General features: G+C 67.7%; 25 protein-coding genes and 1 tRNA gene. 7 read left to right on the top strand and 19 right to left on the bottom strand.

What is annotated here, in order from left to right:
- Window positions 1–99 precede the first annotated feature (99 nt).
- The 7 genes from C0541_RS19355 to rocF form a co-directional block, all read right to left on the bottom strand.
- Complete coding sequence (locus tag C0541_RS19355; protein WP_429001359.1) at window positions 100–1752, bottom strand: M28 family metallopeptidase; 1653 nt, start codon at window positions 1750–1752, stop codon at window positions 100–102.
- A 359-nt stretch (window positions 1753–2111) separates the two neighbouring features.
- Window positions 2112–3056, bottom strand: coding sequence for an MBL fold metallo-hydrolase (locus tag C0541_RS19365; protein WP_115051009.1), 945 nt, complete (start codon window positions 3054–3056; stop codon window positions 2112–2114).
- Window positions 3057–3113: 57 nt separating this feature from the next.
- A complete protein-coding gene (locus C0541_RS19370; protein ID WP_115051010.1) occupies window positions 3114–4403 on the bottom strand; it encodes a tryptophan--tRNA ligase in 1290 nt (429 codons plus the stop codon).
- A 181-nt stretch (window positions 4404–4584) separates the two neighbouring features.
- A complete protein-coding gene (locus C0541_RS19375; RefSeq protein WP_017117799.1) occupies window positions 4585–4794 on the bottom strand; it encodes a CsbD family protein in 210 nt (69 codons plus the stop codon).
- Between the two features lie 253 nt (window positions 4795–5047).
- Window positions 5048–5182: an entericidin A/B family lipoprotein gene (locus C0541_RS19380; protein WP_016904515.1), complete on the bottom strand. Its 135-nt coding sequence runs from the start codon at window positions 5180–5182 to the stop codon at window positions 5048–5050.
- Between the two features lie 81 nt (window positions 5183–5263).
- On the bottom strand, window positions 5264–5416 hold the full coding sequence (locus tag C0541_RS19385) for an entericidin A/B family lipoprotein (protein ID WP_006451340.1): 153 nt from the start codon (window positions 5414–5416) through the stop codon (window positions 5264–5266).
- Window positions 5417–5525: 109 nt separating this feature from the next.
- Entirely contained in the window at window positions 5526–6449 is a 924-nt protein-coding gene (gene rocF, locus C0541_RS19390; protein WP_115051174.1) for an arginase, read from the bottom strand.
- A 478-nt stretch (window positions 6450–6927) separates the two neighbouring features.
- On the opposite strand from rocF, the gene C0541_RS19395 reads away from it, so the two are divergent.
- From C0541_RS19395 to C0541_RS19410, 4 genes are all read left to right on the top strand, one after another.
- Entirely contained in the window at window positions 6928–7380 is a 453-nt protein-coding gene (locus tag C0541_RS19395) for a roadblock/LC7 domain-containing protein (RefSeq protein WP_115051011.1), read from the top strand.
- A gap of 62 nt (window positions 7381–7442) precedes the next feature.
- Complete coding sequence (locus tag C0541_RS19400; RefSeq protein WP_115051012.1) at window positions 7443–7802, top strand: roadblock/LC7 domain-containing protein; 360 nt, start codon at window positions 7443–7445, stop codon at window positions 7800–7802.
- 94 nt (window positions 7803–7896) lie between these two features.
- On the top strand, window positions 7897–8814 hold the full coding sequence (locus C0541_RS19405) for a hypothetical protein (RefSeq protein WP_115051175.1): 918 nt from the start codon (window positions 7897–7899) through the stop codon (window positions 8812–8814).
- Complete coding sequence (locus C0541_RS19410) at window positions 8811–9353, top strand: GTP-binding protein (RefSeq protein ID WP_115051013.1); 543 nt, start codon at window positions 8811–8813, stop codon at window positions 9351–9353. The genes C0541_RS19405 and C0541_RS19410 overlap by 4 nt, the downstream gene beginning before the upstream one ends.
- Before the next feature lie 201 nt (window positions 9354–9554).
- Here the strand turns inward: C0541_RS19410 and C0541_RS19415 are convergent, their stop codons facing one another.
- On the bottom strand, window positions 9555–9827 hold the full coding sequence (locus C0541_RS19415; RefSeq protein ID WP_238601371.1) for a hypothetical protein: 273 nt from the start codon (window positions 9825–9827) through the stop codon (window positions 9555–9557).
- Between the two features lie 46 nt (window positions 9828–9873).
- On the opposite strand from C0541_RS19415, the gene tmk reads away from it, so the two are divergent.
- Window positions 9874–10557 (top strand): dTMP kinase, encoded by a 684-nt coding sequence (gene tmk / locus C0541_RS19420; protein ID WP_115051014.1) that lies wholly within the window; start codon window positions 9874–9876, stop codon window positions 10555–10557.
- Between the two features lie 178 nt (window positions 10558–10735).
- Here the strand turns inward: tmk and C0541_RS19425 are convergent.
- The 4 genes from C0541_RS19425 to birA all read right to left on the bottom strand — a co-directional run bounded on the left by C0541_RS19425 (window position 10736) and on the right by birA (window position 13690).
- Window positions 10736–10811, bottom strand: a tRNA-Thr gene (locus C0541_RS19425).
- Between the two features lie 33 nt (window positions 10812–10844).
- Window positions 10845–11804, bottom strand: a complete 960-nt coding sequence (locus C0541_RS19430) for an SPOR domain-containing protein (protein ID WP_115051015.1) — start codon at window positions 11802–11804, stop codon at window positions 10845–10847.
- A gap of 156 nt (window positions 11805–11960) precedes the next feature.
- Window positions 11961–12689 (bottom strand): type III pantothenate kinase, encoded by a 729-nt coding sequence (locus C0541_RS19435; RefSeq protein WP_115051016.1) that lies wholly within the window; start codon window positions 12687–12689, stop codon window positions 11961–11963.
- Window positions 12686–13690, bottom strand: a complete 1005-nt coding sequence (birA, locus tag C0541_RS19440) for a bifunctional biotin--[acetyl-CoA-carboxylase] ligase/biotin operon repressor BirA (RefSeq protein ID WP_338016151.1) — start codon at window positions 13688–13690, stop codon at window positions 12686–12688. The genes C0541_RS19435 and birA overlap by 4 nt, the downstream gene beginning before the upstream one ends.
- An 88-nt stretch (window positions 13691–13778) precedes the next feature.
- On the opposite strand from birA, the gene C0541_RS19445 reads away from it, so the two are divergent.
- Entirely contained in the window at window positions 13779–14054 is a 276-nt protein-coding gene (locus tag C0541_RS19445) for a hypothetical protein (RefSeq protein ID WP_115051177.1), read from the top strand.
- Between the two features lie 8 nt (window positions 14055–14062).
- On the top strand, window positions 14063–14818 hold the full coding sequence (locus C0541_RS19450) for a zinc-dependent peptidase (protein ID WP_115051018.1): 756 nt from the start codon (window positions 14063–14065) through the stop codon (window positions 14816–14818).
- Window positions 14819–14978: 160 nt separating this feature from the next.
- Here the strand turns inward: C0541_RS19450 and C0541_RS19455 are convergent, their stop codons facing one another.
- The 7 genes from C0541_RS19455 to C0541_RS19485 form a co-directional block, all read right to left on the bottom strand.
- On the bottom strand, window positions 14979–16166 hold the full coding sequence (locus C0541_RS19455; RefSeq protein WP_115051019.1) for a DUF1501 domain-containing protein: 1188 nt from the start codon (window positions 16164–16166) through the stop codon (window positions 14979–14981).
- Between the two features lie 85 nt (window positions 16167–16251).
- The gene (locus C0541_RS19460; protein WP_115051178.1) at window positions 16252–17841 is read right to left on the bottom strand and encodes a DUF1800 domain-containing protein; all 1590 of its coding nucleotides are present in this window, start codon (window positions 17839–17841) and stop codon (window positions 16252–16254) included.
- 123 nt (window positions 17842–17964) lie between these two features.
- Window positions 17965–19335 carry an ATP-binding protein gene (locus C0541_RS19465; protein WP_193725977.1) on the bottom strand — a complete coding sequence of 457 codons (1371 nt, stop codon included), beginning with the start codon at window positions 19333–19335 and terminating at the stop codon, window positions 17965–17967.
- A 74-nt stretch (window positions 19336–19409) separates the two neighbouring features.
- Window positions 19410–20093, bottom strand: a complete 684-nt coding sequence (locus C0541_RS19470) for a response regulator transcription factor (protein WP_002808458.1) — start codon at window positions 20091–20093, stop codon at window positions 19410–19412.
- A gap of 71 nt (window positions 20094–20164) precedes the next feature.
- A complete protein-coding gene (locus C0541_RS19475; RefSeq protein ID WP_193725968.1) occupies window positions 20165–20554 on the bottom strand; it encodes a hypothetical protein in 390 nt (129 codons plus the stop codon).
- A 251-nt stretch (window positions 20555–20805) separates the two neighbouring features.
- Complete coding sequence (gene dusA / locus C0541_RS19480) at window positions 20806–21810, bottom strand: tRNA dihydrouridine(20/20a) synthase DusA (RefSeq protein ID WP_115051180.1); 1005 nt, start codon at window positions 21808–21810, stop codon at window positions 20806–20808.
- A 276-nt stretch (window positions 21811–22086) separates the two neighbouring features.
- The gene (locus C0541_RS19485; protein WP_161960165.1) at window positions 22087–22311 is read right to left on the bottom strand and encodes a hypothetical protein; all 225 of its coding nucleotides are present in this window, start codon (window positions 22309–22311) and stop codon (window positions 22087–22089) included.
- Window positions 22312–23152: the final 841 nt, after the last annotated feature.

Here is a 23152-nt window from a genome sequence, read left to right on the forward strand (position 1 = left end):
GACGACCCGCCGCGCAATGGCCGAATGCGGTGCACATGCGCCGCGCCAATCACTCGCCGCGCCGGCTTGAACGCACCAGGCGTTTGAACACCACTGGCCTTACTTGCGCGCGGCATCGCTCCTGGCGCGGATCGCCTTGAACTCCGAACCGTCCTGCCAGCTCGGCCACTGCCGGCCGTTGGCCAGCGCCACGCCCACGTCGTAGACCAGGGTGGTGTCGGCCGCGTGGCCGCTGGCGTCCCATTGCGGGGTCCAGCGGTCGCAGGGCTGGTGATAGCACTCGGCAAAGTACTTGTCGCGCAGCGCCTTGCCGGCTGCCACGCCGCCGTCGAGCATGTCCAGGCCGGGCCCTGCGGTGATCGCCGGCACGCCCATGCGCGCAAAGGCGAAATGGTCGGCGCGGTAGAAGAAGCCCGCTTCCAGATTCGGGTCCGGCGAATAGCTGCGGCCGCGCGCCTTGGCAGCGGTTTCCAGATTGCCTTCCAGCGACACCCGTCCGCGTCCCCACGAGGCGATATCGCGGGTGGGGCCGTCGGGGCTGAACATCTCCATGTTGAGCACCGCCACGGTCTTGTCCAACGGCGCCAGCGGATGGGCGGCGTAATAGTTGGCGCCGAGCAGGCCCTTCTCTTCCGCCGTCAATGCGATGAAGTACAGCGTGCGCTGCGGCTTGGGGCCGGCGGCGAACACGCGCGCCAGCTCCAGCACGCTGGCCACGCCGGTGGCGTTGTCCACCGCGCCACGCCGTACCGTGTCGCCGCCGGCATCGGCCTTGCCCACGCCGAAGGCATCCCAGTGCGCGGAGAAGATCACCGTCTCGTCCGGATGCTGGCTGCCGGTGAGCTTGGCCACCACGTTGTGCGTGACCACGCGCTCGCGCTTGAGCTTGAAGTCCACCGACAGCGTCGCATCGCCCAACGCCATCGGTGCAAAGTCGCGCTGCTGCGCGCGCTGCTTGGCCTGCGCAAAATCCAGCCCGGCGCGCTGGAACAGCGACACCGCCAATGCCTGCTGCATCCAGCCACGCACCGGTACGTGCTGCGCCTTCGCATCGGCCTCGCTGCGTTCGATATCGAACAACGGCGACAGGCCCGAACTCTGCACCGTCGCCCAGCCGTACGCGGCCGGCGCGGTCTCGTGCACGATCAACACGCCGGCGGCGCCGCGACGCGCGGCCTCTTCGTACTTGTAGGTCCAGCGGCCGTAGTAGGTCACCGCCTTGCCATCGAAGGCGCCAGGCTGGCTGGATGCGAAGTCGGCATCGTTGATCAGCACCACCGCGATCTTGCCGCGCAGGTCCACGCCCTTGTAGTCGTCCCACTGCCGCTCCGGCGCGCTGATGCCGTAGCCCACGAACACCAGCGGTGCGTTCTTCAAGCGCACCGCGGCCTGCGGACGCAGGCTCTGCAAGGTCACGTCGCTGCCATTGACCAGCGCCTGGGTCTTGCCGCCGACACGCAGGCTGGCGCGCACCGGGCCGTCGACCTGCGCGCGCACCAACGGCACCGCCTGGGTCCAGCCGCCCTGCTCGCCACCCGGCTGCAGGCCGCCGGCCTTGAACTGCTCGACCAGGTAATCGACCGTGCGCTGCTCGCCGGCACTGGCCGGCGCACGGCCCTCGAACTCATCCGATGCCAGCAGGCGCACATGCCGCGACAGCGCTTCGGCATCGATGCCGCCACCGGGCAGATCGTTGGCGGCCTGCGCCACGCCTCCCACGAACAGGCAGGCGGACAACAACAGGATGCGCATCGGATTCACGGCGTGGCCTTGCAACAGATAGATGACACACAGTTTACAAGCGCGCGCCCGCCACGGGACAGCAGACACGCCTTGCATACGCAACCTGCAACCTCCCGCCTGCCACCACAGGCCAGGCAACACGCTTTCAAGAAAGCAGCCTGCAAACGGTCTGGTGTGGTGTCCTGGCCGGTTGCCGGACCGTGTGGCGGCATGGATGCCGCCACCGAGCCGCCACGGACGGGTTCATGGCGCGTCCCGCAAGCGGTGAGGACGCCGCACGCTCGACTCACCCGGCCTTTGACTGCAGCCAAGCGAGGCTGCGACGCGCTACAGCGTTCGATTTGGGGGTGTTACCCACTGCAGTGGCGCTAATTCGTCCGCGTCGCGCGGTCCAGCCAGCACGCCAGGCCCTGCGCATTGAGTTCGATATCGGTACCCAGCAACTGCGCCACGCGCGCATCGTCCAGGCGGCAGCCGTGCAGGCGGGCGCGCTGCAGATACAGGTCGGTCAGCGCCGCCACCATGCAGCGATGGCGGTCCGCATGCTGCGCGCAGTCCAGCGCGATGGCGGTCATCGCATGGATCTGCTCGACCAGCGCCTGCGCCAGCGGTGCCGGCGATGTGACCCGCCCGTAATGGGTGAGATACATCGCCTGCGGTGCGGCCTCCATCAGCCGCGCGATCGACTGCAGCATCGCCTCCGGCTCGAACTGCACCGGCGAGGAGGTCGGCAGGATGAAGGCGCCTTGCGCGCTGTCGAGCTGGCGATACGACAGGCCGAAGGTGTCACCCGTGAACCAGCTGCGGCTGCGCGCATCCCACACGCACAGGTGATGCCGCGCGTGGCCGGGCGTCTCGATGGCGCGCAGCGCGCGCTCGCCCAGCATCACGGTCTGTCCGTCGGCCGCTTCCACCACGCGCTCGGCCGGTACCGGCACGATCGCGCCGTAGCTGCGCGCCATTTCCGCCTCGCCGTACACCGCCGTGGCACCGGCAATCAGCCGGGTCGGATCGATCATGTGCGGCGCGCCGCGCGGATGCACCAGCACCTGCGCATTGGGCAGGTGCTGCAACAAGGCACCCGCACCGCCGGCGTGGTCCAGATGCACATGGGTCAGGATCAGCCAGTCCACCTGCGCAGGCGTCAGCCCGGCCGACTGCAATGCGGCCAGCATCCGAGGCACCGACAGTGTGGTGCCGCAATCGACGAAGGCGCCGCGTTGCGCCTCGACGATCAGGTAGGCCGCATCGAACTGCACACCGCCAAAGCCGGTGTCGATGGTGTGGATGCTGGAATCGACGGTCGCTGTCATTGCTCCCCCATGGCGATGCGAGACGCCACAGTCTAGCCACGGGCACCGGGCGTGTCGTTACGCCTCGCGCAAGACCCGCAGCGCCGCCAGGATCACCTCCGCCCCCGCCTGCGCATGCACGCCCGGCAATTGCAGGTCGCTGCCGTGCTCGGCCTGTTTCAGCCGCGCAATCAGCTGGCCCGCATCGCGTGGCGAGGCGAAGCCATCGCTTTGCAGCAGCAAGGCACCGGCGCCGTCGGTCAACTTGAAGTAGAACTGCCCGTCGCTTTCGCGATATTGCTTGAACACCGGCGGCGCGCTCTTCTCGCCCACCGGCGCCGCAGCCGCATCGCCCTGGCTGGACAGGTCGCGCAGGCCCACCGCAGCACGCAGCTCGGCCAGGAACGGCGTGGCGTAGCGCGCGCGCAGGCGTGCGCCACCGGCGCGCAGAATCGCCTCGATCTTGGCCGGCTCGGCCATCAGCGCCTCATAGCGCGTGCGCAGCGGTGCGATCTCCTGGTCGATCCGCTCGAACAGTTGCTGCTTGGCATCGCCCCAGCCGATGCCATCGGCAAACGCCTGCGCAAAGGCGGCCGTTTCCTGCGGCGTGGCAAAGGCCTGGTACAACTGGAACAGCGCCGATCCCTGCGTATCCTTGGCTTCACCCGGCGCGCGCGAATCGGTGAGGATGGAGAACACCAGCTTGCGCAGTTCCTCGCGCGGGGCGAACAACGGAATCGTGTTGCCATAGCTCTTGCTCATCTTGCGGCCGTCCAGACCGGGCAAGGTCGAGACCTGCTCGTCGATCACCGCCTCCGGCAGGGTGAAGAAGTCGCGGCCATACACGTGGTTGAAGCGCTGGGCGAAATCGCGCGCCATCTCGATATGCTGGATCTGGTCGCGTCCCACCGGCACCTTGTGCGCATTGAAGATCAGGATGTCTGCGGCCATCAGCACCGGATACATGAACAGGCCGGCGGTCACGCCCGCATCCTCGTCCTCGCCGTCGACGCGGTTCTTGTCCACCGCCGCCTTGTAGGCATGCGCACGGTTGAGGATGCCCTTGCCGGCCACGCAGGTCAGCAGCCACAGCAGTTCGGTGGTTTCCGGCACGTCGGACTGGCGATAGAACCACACCGTTTCCGGGTCCAGGCCGCAGGCCAGCCAGCTGGCGGCGATCTCCAGCGTGGAGCGCTGCGTCCGTGCCGGGTCCTGCGCCTTGATCAGGCTGTGCAGGTCGGCCAGGAAATAGAAGCTTTCCGCGTCGGCCGCCGCGCTGGCCTGGATGGCCGGGCGGATCGCACCGACGTAGTTGCCCAGATGCGGGGTGCCGGAGGTGGTGATGCCGGTAAGGACGCGAGTGGTCATCTGCGTAAGGCCAGGGGGTCAGCACGCAAGTTTAACGGTTCCGTGCCCCCGGCATGGGCGCAGCCGCGCCAGACGGCTGCTGTGGCCGGCGTGGCGGCAGACGCACGACGGGCCGCGTTGGGCGGCCCGTCGTATGCAGTCTGCGCTCACCGCTGCGGATGGCCACAGCGGGGCGACGCTGTCAGGTCTCGTCGCGCAACGACTTCTCGAACGCGCGTACCTCGGTCTGGGCGCGGTCGCGATCCCAGCCGTAGCGCTCCTGGAGCTTGCCCTGCAGATATTCGGCATTGCCTTCGGCAACCTTGAAATCGTCGTCGGTGAGGTCGCCCCACTTGGCCTGTGCCTTGCCCTTGAGCTGGGTCCACTTGCCGGAAATGATGTCGGTGTTCATTGCGTCGACTCCGCTGATGCGGTCGCGATTGACCGTGCGTGCAGGTTGCCCGCCGCCTCGTTCCGTGCAGATCAAGAACCGTCAAGCCGGCACTCACCGCACTGAATGCTTGCCTACGCTTGCGGCGCACCTTGTTCGCATCGGCCCTGCCTTGCAGCGTGCAGGCACGTCGCCGCGCGGCCCTGACTGCGCGACGATGCCGGGCAAAAAAAAACGGGCCTTGCGGCCCGTTCTTTCTGCATGCAGCGCTAGATTACTTGCGCGCAGCGTCTTCCACCTTCTCGCCAGCGCCCTGCACGTCCTTGCCGGCACCTGCGACGGTGTTGCAACCCGACAGCATCCCGACCGACAACACCGACAGCACCAGCAGCACAATTGCACGCTTCATAACAGACTCCTTCGTGGGTAAAGCGGCGACTTGCCGCAGATCAATCAAGTCAAACAACGACGATCAAACAGAACTCGGGGATCAGCACTTACCGTCGCTGCAATTGTCGGCCTTCTTTTCGACCTTCTCACCTGCACCCTGCATGTCCTTGCCGGCGCCAGCCATGGTGTTGCAGCCAGTCATCACGCCGGCCGAAAACAGGCCCAGTACCATCAGTGTCAGCAATCGCTTCATCGGTCTTCCTCAGTTCTGCATGCGGTGCAGACGCACCGTGTGTGGCGACAAATCTGACTGCGCGGCCGTGGATTTGATGTGAACGTGGCGTGCGGCGTTCAGCGATCGATCAATCTCGCATCAGGGTCGACTTGCCGAACAGGCTCTCGACCAGGTCCACCGCCAGCTCGGCGGTGGCGTTGCGGTTGTCCAGCACCGGATTGAGCTCGACGATGTCCAGCGATCCCATGCGCCCGGTGTCGGCAATCATTTCCATCACCAGCTGCGCCTCGCGGTAGTTGGGTCCACCCGGCACGGTGGTGCCCACGCCCGGCGCGATGCTCGGGTCCAGGAAATCCACATCGAAGCTCACATGCAGATGGGTGTCCTCGCTCATGCCCTGCAGGGCGGTCTCCATGGTCCGCTTCATGCCGGCCTCGTCGATGTAGCGCATGTCGTAGACATCGATGCGGTGCTGCTTGATCAGGCGCTTCTCCTCCGGGTCCACCGAGCGGATGCCGATCTGCCGCACCTGCTCGGGCAGCAACGCCGGCGCACTGCCGCCCAGGTGGGTCAAGGCCTGCGGGCCCAGCCCGCACAGGCAGGCCACCGGCATGCCGTGCACATTGCCCGACGGCGTCACCTCGCTGGTATTGAAGTCCGAGTGCGCGTCCAGCCACAGCACCCGCAACGGGCGTTGCTGCTCGCGGCAGTACCTGGCCACGGCGGTGATCGAACCGATGCCCAGGCAATGGTCGCCACCGAGCATGACCGGCATGCGCCCGGCGCGCAGTTCGGCGTAGCTGGCGTCCATCAACGCCTGGTTCCAGGCCACCACCTCGTCCAGATGCCGGTAACCGGCCTGGGGCGCCTGCCAGGGATTGCGTGGGCCATCCAGATTGCCCAGGTCGCGCACTTCCACGCCGCGGCCGATCAAGGCCTCCTGCAACCCGGCGATGCGCAGCGCCTCCGGCCCCATCCGCGCACCACGGTGGCCGGCACCGATGTCGGTGGGAACGCCAATCAGGGAAACCGGTACGTACTGCGTCGCCATGCATTGCTCCAGCATCGAGAAAGCGCTGCAGTCTAGTCGTCGGCTCGCGCACTGACGCGCGGCAGCGCAGCACGGCGCGGGGCCTGCGTCACCGATCACGCAATCGCATCTGCCACTGCAGCAATCCAAAGTGCGGCCGATACTGCGTAGCGGGCAATCGCCGGACCGGTGCGGGCAGCAGGCGCAAACGCTGCGCTACAAGCGCGCGGCAGTGCGGCGGGAGCGTTGCCAGGCATCGGCCGCGACCGCCTGGCGACGGCAACGGCGTCCTGATGGCCGCTTCAAGTGACGTGGTTGGGCAGTTTGTGGCGTATCTGCGCTTTGCGCGATGTGCCTGCCTGACCGCACAGTTAAGACAGGGAGGGCGCCATGACGATGACAGATGGTGCCGATGCTACTGTTCGCCCGCCAGCGCGGGACCCGGTGTCATCGACAAGGTCCTTCATCGCGCAGCGTGTTTCATACAGGGGAGGATTGCATGCCGCATAACGCCGTCAACCAGATCGTCAAGGCTGCCGTGGGCGAGGTCGCGCGGGCGTCGCATCAGTACGATCTGCAGCGCATCGGGCGCGAGTTCGCGCAGACCATCGAGCGTGAGGCGGGCATCCGTCTGCTGATGCTGTCCACCGCCGACGGGCGTGCCATCGCCGAACACTCCAGCCTGGATGTGGATGCCCGCCGCCTGGCCGCGATGGCCAATTCATTCCTGACCCTGGGCGAGACCCTGGCGCGCGAATCCAGCCTCAGCGAAGCCGACTACGCCACCATCAGTACGCGTGGCGGGCAGCTGGTGCTGATCCGCATTCGCGCCGACAGACCATTGACACTCACGGCAGTGGGCGGCAGCGACATCAATGCCGCGGCGCTGTTGTTCAACGCGCGCGACTGCGCCGGCCGCCTGGCTGCGGCACTGGCGCAGCCGGCAGGCTGAGCGCTTGGCACCGTTCATGCTTGTGCCGGTGCACCGATTCCCATCACTCGTAAGGACGACCCATGTCAAAGCTCAACCTGGAACACCTGCATTCGATCGCCGGCTTCGTCGGCGCCGCCCTGGTCGATAGCGACAGCGGCATGGCGCTGGGCATGACCGGCGGCACCGATCTCAACCTGGAACTTGCCGCGGCCGGCAACACCGAAGTGGTGCGCGCCAAGCGCCGTATCGCCGAGCAGCTCGGTCTGAACGATTCCATCGAAGACATCCTGATCACCCTGGCGCGTCAGTACCACCTGCTGCGTCCGCTGGAGAGCAACGGCACGCTGTTCCTGTACGTCGTGCTGGACCGCGCCAAGGCCAACCTGGCCATGGCCCGCCACGAGCTCAAGGCGTTCGAGAAGACCCTGGACTTCGGTTGATGCCAACCCGGCGACGCGCATGCGTCGCCTGCCCCGCCTGCCGGTGCGCACCGGCAGGCACCGCACTTTCGACGCGCCGACGCGGCGCCCTGTCATGACCTCACCCATCCACACCATGCGGGTCGCCACGGCCGGCCTGGACCTGCTGCACACCACACGCCTGAAACTGGCGTGCTCGCTATTGCTGGCCGAGCGCATCGACGTGCAGCTGGGGCAGTGGCCGCAGCACGCCGCCGAGGTGGTGGTGCTGGGGCTGGAAAGCGCCGACGGCCTGGCCGCCTGGCAGGCCCTGCAAGGCCAACCCGTGCGCGTGCTGGTGGTGTCGCGCACGCCGGTCGGCGGCGCATGGCTCAAGCACGGCGCCACCGTGCGCGACCTCAACGAACAGATGCGCCTGCTGCTGTCGTCCTCCGACCACGCGCAGGTCGCCGAGCCGGCGTTGCTGGTCCGCCATTGCCGCGGCGAGTTCGGTGCCGCTGCGGTGCTGTTGCGCAATGCGCACCTGCAGGTCCGCGTGGACCCCGCCAACGGCTGCATACAGCTTCCCGCCGGCCTTGCCTTGCCGGAGCTGCTCGCGCTGCTGGATCGCCCCGGCTGGCAGGTCGCAGCGGACAGCGGCGATCACACACTCACCCACCGTATTTCCTTCGAGGCGCTGTACTTCGCCCTGCCCGAGCACCTGCGCCCCGCGCTGCCGGCGGTCGATCCCAGCCACGCGCTGCAGCTGCGCCAATGGCCGGAGCTGAGCGCCGGGACCCGTTCATCGGCGCGGCTGCTGGCCATTGCCCACCTGCATGCACGGCCGTGGCGCCCGCAGGCGCTGGCCAATGCTTGCAAGCTGCCACTGCAAACGGTGGAATGCCTGTTCGCCGCTGCACTCGCCAGCGGCCTTGCCCAGACTGCGGAGATTCCCGTGCCTGCAACGCAGCCTCGTCCGGACAGCAGCAACTCCCGGTTTTTCTCCTGGGTCGCGCGTCGCTTTGGCCTCTCTTTCTTTCAGGCGCAGCCATGAATCTTCCGGCCAACAAACTGGTGTTCGTTGGCGGCATGGGCGCCGGCAAGACCACCGCCGTGCGCGCCATCTCCGACGTGGAGCCGGTCAGCACCGAAATGCCGCTCAGCCAGGATGCCTACGGCGACAAGACCTACACCACGGTCGCGCTGGACTACAGCTCGATCGAGCTGGAAGACGGGGAATTGCTGCACGTCTACGGCGTGCCGGGGCAGAAATACCTGGATTTCATGTGGCCGCTGGTGTGCGACGGCGCGTTGGGCGTGATCGTGCTGGTCAGCGCGCGCGATCCGCAGATGCGCGATGCCACCGTGGCGTTGCTGCGCGAGTTTTCGCAGATCGCACCTGCGGCAAGCCTGGCGGTGGGCATCACCATGACCGATGAAGTGCAGGACTTTTTGCTGCCGCCGTTCCGCGACGCATTGGTCGCCGAGGGCTTCCGCATCCCGGTCATGCGCGTGGATGCGCGCTCGGCCACCCAGATCACGTTCCTGGTGAAGTCGTTGCTGTCCTATCGATACACCTCGGCAACCAGTTGATCGATCGCGTAGGTGGCGCACGCCGACGCGGTCGGCGCATACGACAAAACGCCATGCGGGACAAAACAAGGAATCCGGTCACGACGGTGCCTGAAGGGCGTCACGCGGGGGATGCCGCCTCTAGGGTGGCGGCGACGCGTCCATCTTCCTTGATGCCAGACACGCGACACGGACGTCATACCTTCGAGCGCTTTGCCTGACTTATTCAGTATGGCGCGCGGTCAGAAGCCAGTGCATCGGGACATTCCCGACATCGCGCTGGGCATACCGGTCATACGGCACGAGCAATAGCGCAAGCAGCGGCCAGCCAACCAGGCCTGCAGCCGGCGGTGGCGCAGGTGCGGCCACGTGCGGAGCAGGCCGGTCGTCAAGCCGTCCCGCACAGGCATCGACGCGCGGCGGCACTGCCGCCGCCGGTGTCGCGCAACGGTTGCCTGATCCACCCGGATCGGCAATTGCGGGGGCGAGTTCCATGCCGCTGTCCAGGTGATCCAGCGCCTCGATCGGATAAAGTAGTGCGATGACAATCGAACTGAAGCCCGGCGGTCTGCTGATCGCGATCGAAGGCATCGACGGCGCCGGCAAGACCACCCTCGCCCGCAGCCTGGCCACCACGCTGGAAGCGGCCGGCGCGCACGTCGTGCTGAGCAAGGAGCCGACCAACGGCCCCTGGGGCACCCAGCTGCGCCAGTCCGCCGCCACCGGCCGCCTCAGTGCAGACCAGGAAGCCGAGCTGCTGATCCGCGACCGCCACGAGCACGTGGACACCCTGATCGCACCGGCGCTGGCACGTGGCGACATCGTGATCCTGGACCGGTATTTTCCCTCGATGGTCGCCTACCAGGGCGCTGCCGGCCTGCCATTGGACGATCTGCTGGAACGCAACGCCTTTGCGCCGCGCCCGGACGTGCTGCTGCTGCTTGACCTGCCCCCGCCCACCGGCCTGGCGCGTATCCGCGCCCGCGGCGATGCGCCCAATCACTTCGAAACCCAGGACAACCTGGAACGCTGCCGCAGCATCTTTGCGCAGCTGCAGTTGCCCGGGAAGCACGTCGTGGACGCCAGCGCCGATGCCGACAGCGTGCTCCGCCAGGCCCACGCCATCGTCGTTGCCGCACTGGCCGACCGCCTGCGCGGCGAGGCCCCCCACGCCGACGCCGACAAGGCCACGCTGGAACTGCTCTCGGCCGGTCGCCCGGCCTGAGCTGCTGCGCGAACCACGCACAGGCAACCGCAACTGGCGCGCCGTGATTCGCGGGTTGCGCGCAGAGACCTGATCTACGCCGGTCAGATCCGGGAATACGCCTCCCGTGCATGCTGACCCGGCAGCGCAGCCAGCACCGGACTGCATGGAGATTGCGGGAGAGCACGAAGGACCTTCGTGGTGCCGGCACCCGGATTCGAACTGGGGACCTACCGCTTACAAGGCGGTTGCTCTACCAACTGAGCTATGCCGGCAAAGGCCAAGCGCATTGCGCGCCGGTGCGCATTCTAGCGCAGCGTGGCGCAATCTAGCGACCGCTGACGCGTTGCGCCTGCGCTGCCCTGCAATGTCCCGATCGCGGTCGTGCTGCGCACATCGATCCACCAGCGCGACTGCCCGCTGCCGCTGGGCAGCAACTGCGCGGGAAATCCCGCGCCGACCAGGCTGGCCTGCCGTCGCTCGGCACGTTCGCGACTCTGGTACTGCCCCAACGCAATGCTGGTGTTCTCACCCTCGGCGATCACGTAGTAGTCGCCCAGGCCGGCGGCGGCGATGCGCTTGACCAGGGCCTGCGCCGCTGCACGATCGCCGACGTTGGGCAGCATCACCCGGAACGTGCTGGCCCCGGCGTCCCTGTCCTCGCGCACGCTGCTGCGCGTGGCCTGGCCACGCAGGCGTGCCAGCGCGGCATCGGCATCGGCGCGCGCCGCATACGGCCCCAGGCTGGCGCAGCGTTCCGGCGCAGCGGCTGGCGCGGGCAGCGCTGGCGAAGAATTGATCGCCGCTGCCGCGGCACGCCCGGCCGGCGACGGAGCGGGCGTGGCCGGCGCTGGCGCCTGTGCCGGCGACTGCGCCGCGGCGGCCACCTGCGCCGCAGCGGCAGCCGCAGCTGTCGAGGAAGCTGCTGCCGCTGGTGCCGCCGTCGATGTCTCAGGCGGTGCGGGTGCGGGTGCGGGTGCGGGTGCGGGTGCGGGTGCGGGTGCGGGTGCGGGTGCCGGTGCCGGTGCCGGTGCCGGTGCATCCGATGGTGCGGTCGGCGCAGCGCCCGATGCTGCCGCCGCGGTGCCTGCCTCGCCTGACACCGCAGGCGCCGCGGCTGTCGCCGTGCTCGGCAGCACTTCCAGGCGCGCCACGCCGGCCGGCTGCGGCGGTGCAGCCACGGCTGCCGGTGCCGGCTGCAATGCCCACCACAACGCCACACCGGCATTGAGGACGATCAGGACAACGATAAGTGCGCGCACATACATGCCAGGGATTCTAAGCGGGGGCGGTCACAACACACGAGTGCTCGTCGATCCGCCGCCGAGGCCAGGGCCCGTGGCCGCAGCGCACCGCCGCAGCCGGCCGATTCCGTCTGCCGGCCGCACCCGCTGCGAGGCCGTGCGACCGCGCGGCTCGTGCGTTCAGGCCGCCGACGCAGCCCTGGCCCAGGTCGCCAATCCATCCAGCACCAGCGCGGCACGGAAGCTGGCATCGGGCAACAACGGCAGCAACGGCGGCGCACCGCCCCCGTGCAGCAGCAGCCGCACCGGCACGCCCAGGCTGCGTTGCGCATGCTGCAGGCTGCGCTCGATCAGCGCCACCGCAGCGCCATCGCAACCGGAGGTCAGCGCATCGTCGGTGTCGTCGGCCAGCTCGACGTAGGTCCCGCCGCTGGCCGGCAACTGCACCGCGCGCGCATGCAGCGCTTCACGCATGGTGGTCGGCGAGGCAGCGATCCGCCCGCCGTGGTGCCGTCCATCGGCGCCCAGCACATCGATGGTCAGCGCGGTGCCCACGCCGGCCACCAGCACCGGTGCGTCGCCGCGTGCGCCCAGCAGCGCCAGGAAGCGATCCACCCCGAAGCGACCCGGGTCTGCGTAGGCGATGCGGATGCCGGCGCATTCGGCCGCGGTCCGCGCGATGCGCACCTGCTCGAAGCGCTCGCGCAGGCAGCCCAGCATGCGCTGGGTCAGCGCTGGCGCGGCCACGCTGGCCACGTGCGCAATGCGCCCGGTGGGCAATGCCGCCAATGCGGCCGCATCCATCGCCTCGGCACCGTGCGGCCAGGCCTGCACATCGCCGGCGCGGTCGGCCTGCAGCGGTGCGTACTTGAACCGCGAATTCCCCAGGTCGAACAGCCACTCGCTCATGCAGGCCTCACGCTCACTTCTCCGGAGTGGAACAGCCGCTCCGTCTCGCCCAGTTGCACCCGCAGCGCGCCGTCGGCTGCCAGGCCAAGCGCAACGCCGTGATGCCGGGTGCCGGCCTCTTCGACCTGCACCGCGCGGCCGCTCAGGACGTCCAGGGCCGCATAGCGGCCCAGGAACGGGGCCAACCCCTGTGCCTCGAACAGCGCCAGTGCCGGCAGCAGCGCCGACACCACCGCCGCCGCCACGGTATCGCGCGACACCACATGGCCGGCCAGCGTATCCAGATCCACCCACGGTTGATCGATCGCAATCGCGGCGGCCGCCGGCATATGCACGTTCAACCCCAGTCCGATCACCGCGCGCGCATTGCCGGCCATTTCGCCGCCGCCTTCGATCAGCAGGCCGCCCAGCTTGCGCCCGCGCGCCAGCAGGTCGTTGGGCCACTTCAGCCCGACATCGGCAAAGCCGCAACCACGCAGGGCCTCGGCCACCGCCACGCCCACGGCCAGGCTGAGCCCGGCCAGCTGGCCCAGCCCACCGCTGAACCGGCGCGAGGCCGATAGATAGATGTGCGCGCCCAACGGCGAGGTCCATTGGCGTCCGCGCCGGCCGCGCCCGCCGGTCTGCCGCTCGGCCAGCAGCACCGCCACGCCCTGCTCCGGCGCCGGGCGCGCCAGCAAGCTGGTATTGGTGGATTCCAGCGTCCAGGCGACCTCCAGCGCAGCCAGGTCTGCCAGCGCATCGGCCGACAGCGCCGCGCGAATGCGCGCCTGGTCCAGCAGGTCCAGCGGTGCCGCCAGGCGGTAACCGTCCCCGGCCCGGCCTTCGATGTCGACACCGGCCGCGCGCAGATGCTGGATCCGCTTCCAAACCGCCGCACGGGTCAGCCCGGCGTCGCGCGCCAACGCATCGCCGGACAGCCGGCCGCTCGCAAGTTTGGCCAGCAAGGCGCGGTCATCCACGGCAAGGTTCCCAAATCGATCCGTGAAAGTATGCGCCAAGCGCTCCCACCCGCCCAGCCTGGCTTGCGTGAGGGAGTGAAAAGCACGTTATGATCGGCCACTCACGCCGCCTGCCTGGATGTGGACGATGCGCCGAATCACGGTTTGCCTGCTGTTGTTGTTGGCTCCGCTTGCCGCGCTGGCATCGGACCAGCTGGCCGATGGCGATCATGAGAGCTGCGTCAGCAGCAACTCGGCGGCACGTGGCAGAACCCCCAACGCCGATCCGGCAGCCCCGGCACGCGCGCCCGCACACAAGCCGGCGCCGGCCACCGGCGGTGGTGGTGGCGACGGCGACGGACTGTTCCCGCGCATGCGCACGATGCCACGCTGGCATAGCTTCCTGCCGGGCATGTTCCGCTGATCCAGTGGTTGTTGCGCCGGCTGCGCCGGCCGCCGCTCGATCTTCCCGACGCGTTATGGCTGCCGGTTGGCCGCCGCTGCGCCTGGGTCGCTGCGCTCGATCCGCCCCGCCAGCACCGTCTGCGTACCCTGACCGCGCAGTTCCTGCAGCAAAAGACCATTTCCCCGGTCGATGGACTGCAGCTGCAGCCGCACGATCACGTCTTGCTGGCTGCCAGCTGCTGCCTGCCGCTGCTGAACATCGGCGCGGCCGGCTGGCGCGGCTGGTCGCAACTGATCGTCTACCCGGACGCGTTCCGCGTGCAGCGCACGCACATGGATGCGGCCGGCGTGATGCATGCCTGGGACGACACCCTGATCGGCGAGGCCTGGGAACAAGGCCCGCTGATCGTCAGCTGGGCCGACGTGCAGGCCGACCTGGACGAGCCGCAGGCCGGCTTCAATGTGATCGTGCATGAGATGGCGCACAAGCTCGATGCACTCGATGGCGCCCTCGACGGCACCCCGCCGCTGCCGCGCGATGCGCAGCGCGCCTGGGCACGCGATTTCCAGCGCGCCTTCGATGCCTTCTGCCAACGCGTCGATGCCGGCGAAGACACCGAGATCGACCCGTATGCCGCCGAAGCACCGGAGGAATTCTTCGCGGTCGTCAGCGAATACCACTTCTCCGCACCGCAGTTGCTGGCGCGCGTCATGCCGGATGTCGCTGCGCAACTGACGCGGTTTTACGGGCCTTCACCGTTTGCGTCTTCAGCGCAGCGCTGAGGGTGTGGTGACGGCGCAGCGCTGGATCGGAATGGCCTGATGCAATGCTGTCGCGCGCGTCGCTCGCAGGCATTCCAACCGACCAGGCACCGCAGTGCGCGATGCCGCGCATGTCCGCACGCGATCCGCACCAACATCGCCAGCACGCACTGGCCCGCACTCATACCAGCCCAAGGTCGCGCGGCCTGGCCCCGGGAAACACCCGGTCCAGCTGCGCAGGCGACAATCCCCACAACCGGCTCAATACACCGCCGAACAGGCTGCGGTAATTGGTGAGCACCGGATAATCGCGGTTTTGCAGCAGCTGCGCGGGCGCCACGGCCACTTGCTCGCCCGCGATCCGGCCGCCGCGCACGCTGCCGCCCAGCACCCAGTACGTGGTGCCGTGCCCGTGATCGGTGCCCTTGCTGCCGTTCTCGCGGAAGGTGCGGCCAAACTCGGACAGCACCACCACCACGGTGTCCTTCCATGCCGGCCCCAGGGCGTCGGCGTACGCCGCCAGCCCTTCGCCCAGATTGCGCAGATTGTTCGCCAGGCCGCCTTCGACGCTGCCCTGGTTGGCGTGCGTGTCCCAGCCGCCGACATCGACAAATCCCAGCCGATAACGCTCGCGCATCAGGCTCGCCATGCGCCGGGTTTCGTCGGCGAAGCTGCGCGCGCTGGCGGCGCCACGACCGGCCTGCTCCATCTCTTCGCGCAGTTGCGCGGTGACCTGCCGACGCAGCGCCAGGCCTTCGCGTGCGGCCGCCGCCAGCGGCGTGGCGTCGTACATCTGCGACAGGATCTGCGCCTGATACGCATCCACACCGCCCTTGCCGATGCCGCGCAACGACACGTTGGGCAGGTCGCCGCCGCCCTGGAAGGTCAGCGGCAGCGAATCGGTGAAGGCAATCGCCGGCACTCCGCTGAGCACGCCCGACAGGCGCGCCATGAAACCGGAACGATAATCGCGGCGCTGCCGGCCGGCCTGCCCGGATTCGATATCGTCCTGGGTTTCGAAGTGACTGCGCGACAGATCGTCGGTGCCGGCAAACGGCACGAACGCCAGCTGCCGGCCTTGCCACAGCGGCAGCAGCGCATCGCGCATCACCGGGTTGAGCCCCCATTGCGTATCCAACGCAATGGCACTGTTGGGATTGGCCGCATCCGGCCGCGCAATCGCCAGGGTCGGACGCGCCTGATAGTAGAAATCGCTGGCATGCGGCACCAGCAGGTTGTTGCTGTCGTAGCCGCCGCGCAGGAACACCACCAGCATGCGCGCGCTGTCGCGTGGTGCGGCAAACAGGCGACCGCTCCAGGGCAGACTCGCGGCCGCTGCAGAGGCAAGCAGAAATTGACGTCGTTGCATGGCGCACTCCCGTGGCGGTGATCGCTGGTCGACGGTGGAGACTGCGGGTATTGAATCGGCAGCCACCGGATCGGCGACCCTGCACTCAGCGATAGTTGAAGTCCGGCGATGCCAGCAGGAATCCGTTCCATTCCGCAGGCGAACGCGCCTGCTCCAGCGCCTCGCGCGTGGCGCTGGAAAGCGAGGGCGCAATCCAGCGATACGACGGACGCGTGTCGATCTGCGTCAGCGCCGGCAGTGGCGTGTCGTCATCGCCATCGAAGCGGAACAATTGCCTGGGTCCGCTGCCCAGCGAACGTGCCACCTCGAAACGGCGCGCCAGTTGCCCGGAGCTGGTCCACGCCTGCGATTGCAGCGACCACCCATCGGGGGTGATGCGCCCGAACAGCGGCTCGCCGAGTTGCTGCACCCAGCTCGCCATCGGCGCGGCATTGACCACCGGCTGGTCCTCGTACGCCAGCCGCAATGCCGACACCACGAACCGATTCGGATCCTTGAACTTGCGCGGTTGCGCCTGCGCAAATTCCGCTGAGTCCAGCAGGGTCTGCATCACCTTGGCGATATCGCCATCGCTGCGTTGAAACGTGTTTGCCATGCGCCCGACCAGCGCGACCGGCGGCGTGTCGCTGACAAAGTACTCGGCCAAACGCTGCGAAATGAACTGTGCGCATGCCGGCTGCCGCACCAGCAGCTGCACCGCCCGCGCGATCTCATCCAGGCCGCCGGCGGCGATGCGCTGGCCCAGCAAGGTCTTGTCGCCGGGTTGATGGCGTGCGGGATTGAATTCGAACAGTCCCTTGCGCACCACTGGCGGCTGTCCCGGCACCGCAGGCGGCAACGGCGGAGCACCCTCGGCCTTGACCGGCACCAGGCCGGCACCGGTAAGGATCAGCGCCAGTTGCTGCACGTCCTGCTGGCTGTAGCCGCCGTGTACGCCCAGCGTGTGCAATTCCATCAGTTCGCGCGCGTAGTTTTCGTTGACCTTGCCCTTGGCGTTCCTGGCGTTGTCCAGGTATTCCAGCATTGCCGGGCTTTCCAGCGTGGCCATCACCAGGTCGGCGAACTTGCCGGTGGCATGCGGGCGGATCGCGTTTTCCATGTAATCGGCCGCCATCCATTTCACCCGCCCCTTGTCGGCGTACACGCTGAAATGATTGAGCCAGAACCACACCAGCTGCTCATGCACCTGCTCCGGCGCATATACCGCGCGCAGCAGCTGCGCCTGACGCGCCTGGGTCAGCATCTGCCCGCCGCGCGCCTGCCACGCCTTGCGCAAGGCCGTCTTTTCTTCGCCATCGGGCATGCCCTGCAGGCGGATCTTGTCGGCCTCGTACTGCGTCAGCAAGGCCAGCAAGGGCGTGTGCAATGCATCGAATTGCTGCAGTTGCGCACGGATCGGCGCTGGCAAGGCTGCGTCATCGCCGGGCTGCAACAGCAACCTGCCGTAGCGCCTGGGCCCGAGCCGCTGCAGTTGGGCTGCGCTATCGGCATCCACGCCGTAGGTGGCACGCTGCAGCCAGCGCGTCTGTGCCGGCGTCAGTGCCGGGCTGGCCGCGCTGCAGGACAGTGCGAAGGCACAGCCCGCCAGCAGCCACGCCCGCTGCCATCGGTGACGGCGAGGCGTGTTCACCGGATGTGCGCTCAGCCGAGGTGTGTGTGCATTGCGCTCGAACATGCGGCTCTCCATCGCAACGGCCTGCAACCGGCCCAGTATGGTCACGCCAGCGCGCGGGGCGTTAAACGGTTGTCGGAGCGCGCCGCGACGTTGACCACGGGTTCATTCCGCCCCCCAGACCGGTCACAGTCCCGGTGGCAGGGTCACGTCGAAGCGGGCACCGCCCAGTTCCTGCGAGCGCACCACCTGCAGCTCGCCACGGTAGGCCTTGATCAGGTCCTGCACGATCGACATGCCGATGCCGTGGCCTTGCACGCGCTCGTCGCCGCGCACGCCACGCTGCAGGATCTTGGCCACGTCTTCCGGCGCGATGCCGGGGCCATCGTCTTCCACCGACAGGATCAAGCCGGCGCGGCGGCTGCCGGTGGTGGGGCCGGGCTGCGCGGTCAGCAACACGCGGCTGCGCGCCCACTTGAAGGCGTTTTCCAGCAGGTTGCCCAGCAATTCCTGCAGGTCGCCCGGCTCGCCATGAAAGCGTGCGTCGGGCGAAATATCGAACTCGCACAACACGCCCTTGATCGAATAGACCTTCTCCAGCCCGCGCACGATTTCCTCGGCGGTCGACTCGATCGGCACCGGCGCGGCAAACAGCTTGTGCCCGCTGGAGGCCGCGCGTGCGAGCTGGTAGGACACCAGGTCGTTCATGCGCCGCAGCTGCACATCCATTTCCTCGTGCAGATCGCGCTCGGACTGGCCGCTGTCGAGCTGGGTGCGCAACACCGCGATCGGCGTCTTGAGGCTATGCGCCAGATCGGCCAGCGTATTGCGCTGGCGATCCAGGTTGTCGCGCTCGCTCTCGATGAAGGCGTTGATGCTTTCGGTCAGCGGCTCCAGCTCGCGCGGATGCTGCTCGCTCATGCGCTGGATCTCGCCGCGTTGCACCTTGGTCAACTCGTTGATGACCCGCCGCAACGGACGCAGGCTCCATTGCAGGATGAAGGCCTGCAACACCAGCAGCACCACGCCGGCACTGCCGAGATAGAACCACACCGCAGTACGGAACACGCGCAGCTGCGCACCCATCGAGCGCGCATCTTCCATCACGTAGATGGTGTACGGAATCTCGCCACCGTGTTCGCGCTCGACGTAACTCACGCCCAGGCCGTAGCGATACAGCTGGCCGACGCTGCCGTCGATCTGGGTCATCTCCAAAGGGCCGATGAATTCTTCCTGGCGCGGCTCGAGCATGCGCCCGTGCGGAATGTTCGGGCCTTCGGCCGACATCGAGGTCCAGCTTTCGTCCGGGCGCACGACTTCCACGTACAGCCCGCCGCCGGGTACATCGAAGCGCGGGTCCGGCGGTTGCCCGCCGATGTACAGCGAGCCGTCGCGGACGAAATCGATATTGGCCGCATAGGCGGAGGCGTAGTTCTTCAGCCGCTCGCGCAGGTTTTTCTCGGCGGTATCGGCAAACGCCACGTCCAGCGCGTACCCCGCCAGGGCCAGGAAGGCCACCAGACTGAGGCTGGCGGCCAGCAGCTGGCGGGCCTGCAGCGAGCGTGGCCGCAAGCGTCTATACCACTTGGAGCGGCCCGGCACCTGATCGTCCTGCTTGCCGACGCGCGGACTCAGCCTTCGGTACGCGGAATGGCGAAACGGTAGCCGCGGCCGCGCACGGTCTCGATCGGCTTGAGCTCACCATCGGGGTCGAGCTTCTTGCGCAGGCGGCCGATGAACACCTCCAGCACGTTGGAGTCGCGATCGAAATCCTGCTGGTAGATGTGCTCGGTCAGGTCGGCCTTGGAGACCAGCTCGCCCGCATGCATCATCAGGTACTCGAGCACCTTGTACTCGTAGCTGGTCAGGTCCACGTTGGCGCCATTGACGCTGACCGTCTGCGCTGCCAGATCCAGCGCGACCGGGCCGCATTCCAGGGTCGGCTTGCTCCAGCCCGCCGCACGCCGCAGCAGCGCATTGACGCGCGCCAGCAGCTCTTCCACATGGAACGGCTTGACCAGGTAGTCGTCGGCGCCCTGCTTGAGGCCTTCGACCTTGTCCTGCCAGCTCGAACGCGCGGTCAGGATCAGCACCGGGAACTTCTTGCCCTCGTCGCGCAGCGCCTTGATCAGCTCCATGCCCGACATCTTGGGCAGGCCAAGATCGATGATGCCGACATCGAACGGAACCTCGCGGCCCATGTACAGGCCTTCTTCGCCGTCTTGTGCAGCGTCGACCGCAAAGCCTTCACGCTTCAGGCGCGCGGCGAGGGTCTCGCGCAGCGGAGCTTCGTCTTCGACCAAAAGGATACGCATGCACTCTCCCTAGTTACGTTGTCGGCCGGTGGCCGGGGAATTTATGAGACTGAACGCAGGACTATCTACGTCTAGTGGTTATCGTCGCGTGGTGGCACATCGGGTGGCGCCTGGCTACGCGGCGGCGCGGCCTGCGTCTGCTCCGAGTCGTACACGGTGTGCACGCGGCCATCCTTCATGTACTTGACCCGGTTGAGATTGCCCCCGTCGAACGGCACGCGCTCGGCACTGAGGATCTGTCCACCGGTGGACCGCTGCACCTGCCGGATGGTGTCCGAGAGCGTGCGACCGTTGCCGCGCGCGGACGGCGGCAACGCCTCGCGTCCCGCATGCGACATCGGATATGCCTGTCCCCACGCCGACGGCGCAGCCATGGCGGCCCCGAGGGCAACCAGGAAGACATAGCGGGCGCGGCAGAACGGCTGGGTCACAAGGAATCCTAGCGGGTTGTTCAGGAACATTCAAAATCCGTGAAATCGACCATCGGTGAAGGCATGGTCAAACCCCAGAATAGACCCAAATTCTTGATTTTTCGGGGTGAATCCCATCTGAACTTTTTAGCTTTGTGTTAACGCGGTTCAGTGAAATGAATCCGACCAGCACCTGGAGCACCGTGCGCCACCGGACCGCGCGAGCGCGCGACAGGCAGCACGCCCCGCCACAATGCAGGCATCGGAGATGCCGGTTCAACCGATGCAAGCTGCAGGCCAGTTCAGGCCACCACACGCCAGCCCTGGGTGTCGGTGCGCTGCAGGGCCTGCTCGACCAGATCCCAGCCGGCACCGGGCCGGTGCGCCCCCTCACTGAGGACCTGCCGGAACGCGCGCCCGCCCGGCTGGCCATGGAACAGCCCCAATACGTGCCGGGTGATGTGCTTCAGTGCCAGGCCGCGTTCCAGCTGGGACTCGACGTAGGGCCGCAAGGCGCGCAGCAGTTGGTCGCGAGGCTGCTCCGCGCGTCCGTTCAGGGCCGCATCCAGGCGATGCAGCACATAGGGGTCGTGGTAGGCGGCGCGGCCGAGCATGACGCCATCGGCCTGTTGCAGGTGGTCCAACGCGGTCTCCACCGCCGCGATGCCGCCATTGAGCACCACCGGCAACCCGGGGCGCTCCTGCTTGAGGCGATAGGCCCAGTCGTAACGCAGCGGCGGCACCTCGCGGTTTTCCTTGGGCGACAAGCCCTTGAGCCACGCGTTGCGGGCATGCACCACCACCATGGCCGCGCCGGCTGCGACCACCTGGTCGACGAAGCTGGCAAACGCCGCATAGTCGTCATCGTCATCGACACCGAGACGGCACTTGACCGTGACCGGCAACGTGGTCGCTGCGCACATGGCAGCGACACAGTCGGCGACCAGCGCCGGCTCGCGCATCAGACAGGCACCGAAGCGCCCGGCCTGCACCCGATCGGACGGGCAGCCGCAATTGAGGTTGATCTCGTCATAGCCCCATTCCTGCGCGATCGCGGCGGCCTGCGCCAGCAGCGCCGGCTCGCTGCCGCCCAGTTGCAGCGCCAGCGGGTGTTCGGTTGGATCGAAGCCGATCAGCCGCGCGCGATCGCCATGGATCACCGCATTGGCATGCACCATCTCGGTATACAGCCGGGCCGAGGGCGCCAGCAGGCGGTGGAAGACCCGGCAATGGCGGTCGGTCCAATCCATCATCGGAGCGACGGACAGGCGCAGGGAGGCGGCGTAGCGATCGGCGGAAACGGTCATCGACATGTGGCCGCAGCAGGCGGCCATCGGAATGCGGAACAGGATCAACAGCTTACACGGGCGTCGATGAATCCGCGGCGGCGCGGCGGCATCCTGCGGCGCTGACCTGCCGGAGCGCGGCGGCATCCTGAGACACTGACCTGCCGGAGCGCGCCGGACGTGTAGTGTCTGGAGGCGTTCGCCCGGGACCGGCGAACGCGGTACTTCTTCAGTACGGAGTGGAGCTCGTCTCGCCCAGTGCCGGCGTGGCGCCCTGCCCCTGGACGGAGGCTGCAGTTACGGGTTGCGGAAGCCCACGCGCTCTTCGGCACTCAGCGGCTTGCCGAGGGCGTGGTACGAGGCGACCAGGGTGACCAGGGCAGTACCCAGCACGGTGTAGAAGCTCCACGACGTGGCCAGCACGTGTACCTGACCGAACACCAGGGCGACCACGGCAGTGGCGGTGCACAGCACCATGGCCAGCAGGGACATCAGGAAGGGGATGGAGGGATCGAGCTTCATGGTCCGGGGGGTTCCAGTGTGCGATAGCGGAAGCATCGGCCTTCGCGGCGCTTTCTTGAACTGTTTTCAGCGGTTTTTCCGCGCCAATTTCAGGCAAGTCAGCGCGCGCTCAGACTTATGTCAAACCCTTGGCGCACAAAGGTTTCCATGTCAGGAGGCTCCTGACGCAGTGGCGGAAAAATCACCACCTCCGCCAGAGATCCAACGCGCCTGCGGCGGAAAACCGGCGGAGGCGGTGGCTGCCCTTCTGGGCGGGTCGTGGAGGCAATTGAGCAGGTCGGCGAGCCCCAGCCGATCCGGCAGCGACGATTCGCCGGGCCCGGTGCACGATGGCTGAGCTCCGAACCTGGCGGGGGCGATGCCTGCGCCTCTCGGCAGGTGATGAAGGCAGATTGCGTCGGTGGACGCGCAGCCAGCCGATCCAGGAGCGAGGATGTGGTGCGCTCGGTGCGCAACGGCTGACCCCCGAACCACGTCGGTGGTCATCGCCGAGCGGGCGTCGCCGGTACGCACCGGTAGCCCGATGGAGTGCTGCAGCGAGGCCGCCGAGGCTCCATGTATCGAGGTGCAGGACTCAGGCGATGCCGATCAGCCGATCAGCGACTCAGCCGACGGCCCCCGGGACGGAGCTGCCGTCGCAACCGCCGACAGCGCTTCGAAGACGCCCGAGCGCTAGGCGTGCAATCCGCTCGGCTGCGGCCTGCAGGCGACTGGCCTGTGCACCAGGTGCAGCGCGGTACGGCACGCTGCCGCAAGATCGCCGTTGGCTCACGCCGGCATCGGCCGCATGGCGCCTGTGCGAGCTTGCTGACGCCTGCCATCACGCACGCTTGGCATCACG

Origin of the sequence: Xanthomonas arboricola (assembly GCF_003353015.1) — a bacterium.
GTDB classification, from domain to species: domain Bacteria; phylum Pseudomonadota; class Gammaproteobacteria; order Xanthomonadales; family Xanthomonadaceae; genus Xanthomonas; species Xanthomonas arboricola_E.

Coding starts and splice junctions, on each gene's coding strand:
- C0541_RS19355 (WP_429001359.1), bottom strand. CDS start 1,752: ATGCGCATCCTGTTGTTGTCCGCCTGCCTGTTCGTGGGAGGCGTGGCG.
- C0541_RS19365 (WP_115051009.1), bottom strand. CDS start 3,056: ATGACAGCGACCGTCGATTCCAGCATCCACACCATCGACACCGGCTTT.
- C0541_RS19370 (WP_115051010.1), bottom strand. CDS start 4,403: ATGACCACTCGCGTCCTTACCGGCATCACCACCTCCGGCACCCCGCAT.
- C0541_RS19375 (WP_017117799.1), bottom strand. CDS start 4,794: ATGAACACCGACATCATTTCCGGCAAGTGGACCCAGCTCAAGGGCAAG.
- C0541_RS19380 (WP_016904515.1), bottom strand. CDS start 5,182: ATGAAGCGTGCAATTGTGCTGCTGGTGCTGTCGGTGTTGTCGGTCGGG.
- C0541_RS19385 (WP_006451340.1), bottom strand. CDS start 5,416: ATGAAGCGATTGCTGACACTGATGGTACTGGGCCTGTTTTCGGCCGGC.
- rocF (WP_115051174.1), bottom strand. CDS start 6,449: ATGGCGACGCAGTACGTACCGGTTTCCCTGATTGGCGTTCCCACCGAC.
- C0541_RS19395 (WP_115051011.1), top strand. CDS start 6,928: ATGCCGCATAACGCCGTCAACCAGATCGTCAAGGCTGCCGTGGGCGAG.
- C0541_RS19400 (WP_115051012.1), top strand. CDS start 7,443: ATGTCAAAGCTCAACCTGGAACACCTGCATTCGATCGCCGGCTTCGTC.
- C0541_RS19405 (WP_115051175.1), top strand. CDS start 7,897: ATGACCTCACCCATCCACACCATGCGGGTCGCCACGGCCGGCCTGGAC.
- C0541_RS19410 (WP_115051013.1), top strand. CDS start 8,811: ATGAATCTTCCGGCCAACAAACTGGTGTTCGTTGGCGGCATGGGCGCC.
- C0541_RS19415 (WP_238601371.1), bottom strand. CDS start 9,827: ATGGAACTCGCCCCCGCAATTGCCGATCCGGGTGGATCAGGCAACCGT.
- tmk (WP_115051014.1), top strand. CDS start 9,874: ATGACAATCGAACTGAAGCCCGGCGGTCTGCTGATCGCGATCGAAGGC.
- C0541_RS19430 (WP_115051015.1), bottom strand. CDS start 11,804: ATGTATGTGCGCGCACTTATCGTTGTCCTGATCGTCCTCAATGCCGGT.
- C0541_RS19435 (WP_115051016.1), bottom strand. CDS start 12,689: ATGAGCGAGTGGCTGTTCGACCTGGGGAATTCGCGGTTCAAGTACGCA.
- C0541_RS19445 (WP_115051177.1), top strand. CDS start 13,779: ATGCGCCGAATCACGGTTTGCCTGCTGTTGTTGTTGGCTCCGCTTGCC.
- C0541_RS19455 (WP_115051019.1), bottom strand. CDS start 16,166: ATGCAACGACGTCAATTTCTGCTTGCCTCTGCAGCGGCCGCGAGTCTG.
- C0541_RS19460 (WP_115051178.1), bottom strand. CDS start 17,841: ATGTTCGAGCGCAATGCACACACACCTCGGCTGAGCGCACATCCGGTG.
- C0541_RS19470 (WP_002808458.1), bottom strand. CDS start 20,093: ATGCGTATCCTTTTGGTCGAAGACGAAGCTCCGCTGCGCGAGACCCTC.
- C0541_RS19475 (WP_193725968.1), bottom strand. CDS start 20,554: ATGTTCCTGAACAACCCGCTAGGATTCCTTGTGACCCAGCCGTTCTGC.
- dusA (WP_115051180.1), bottom strand. CDS start 21,810: ATGACCGTTTCCGCCGATCGCTACGCCGCCTCCCTGCGCCTGTCCGTC.
- C0541_RS19485 (WP_161960165.1), bottom strand. CDS start 22,311: ATGAAGCTCGATCCCTCCATCCCCTTCCTGATGTCCCTGCTGGCCATG.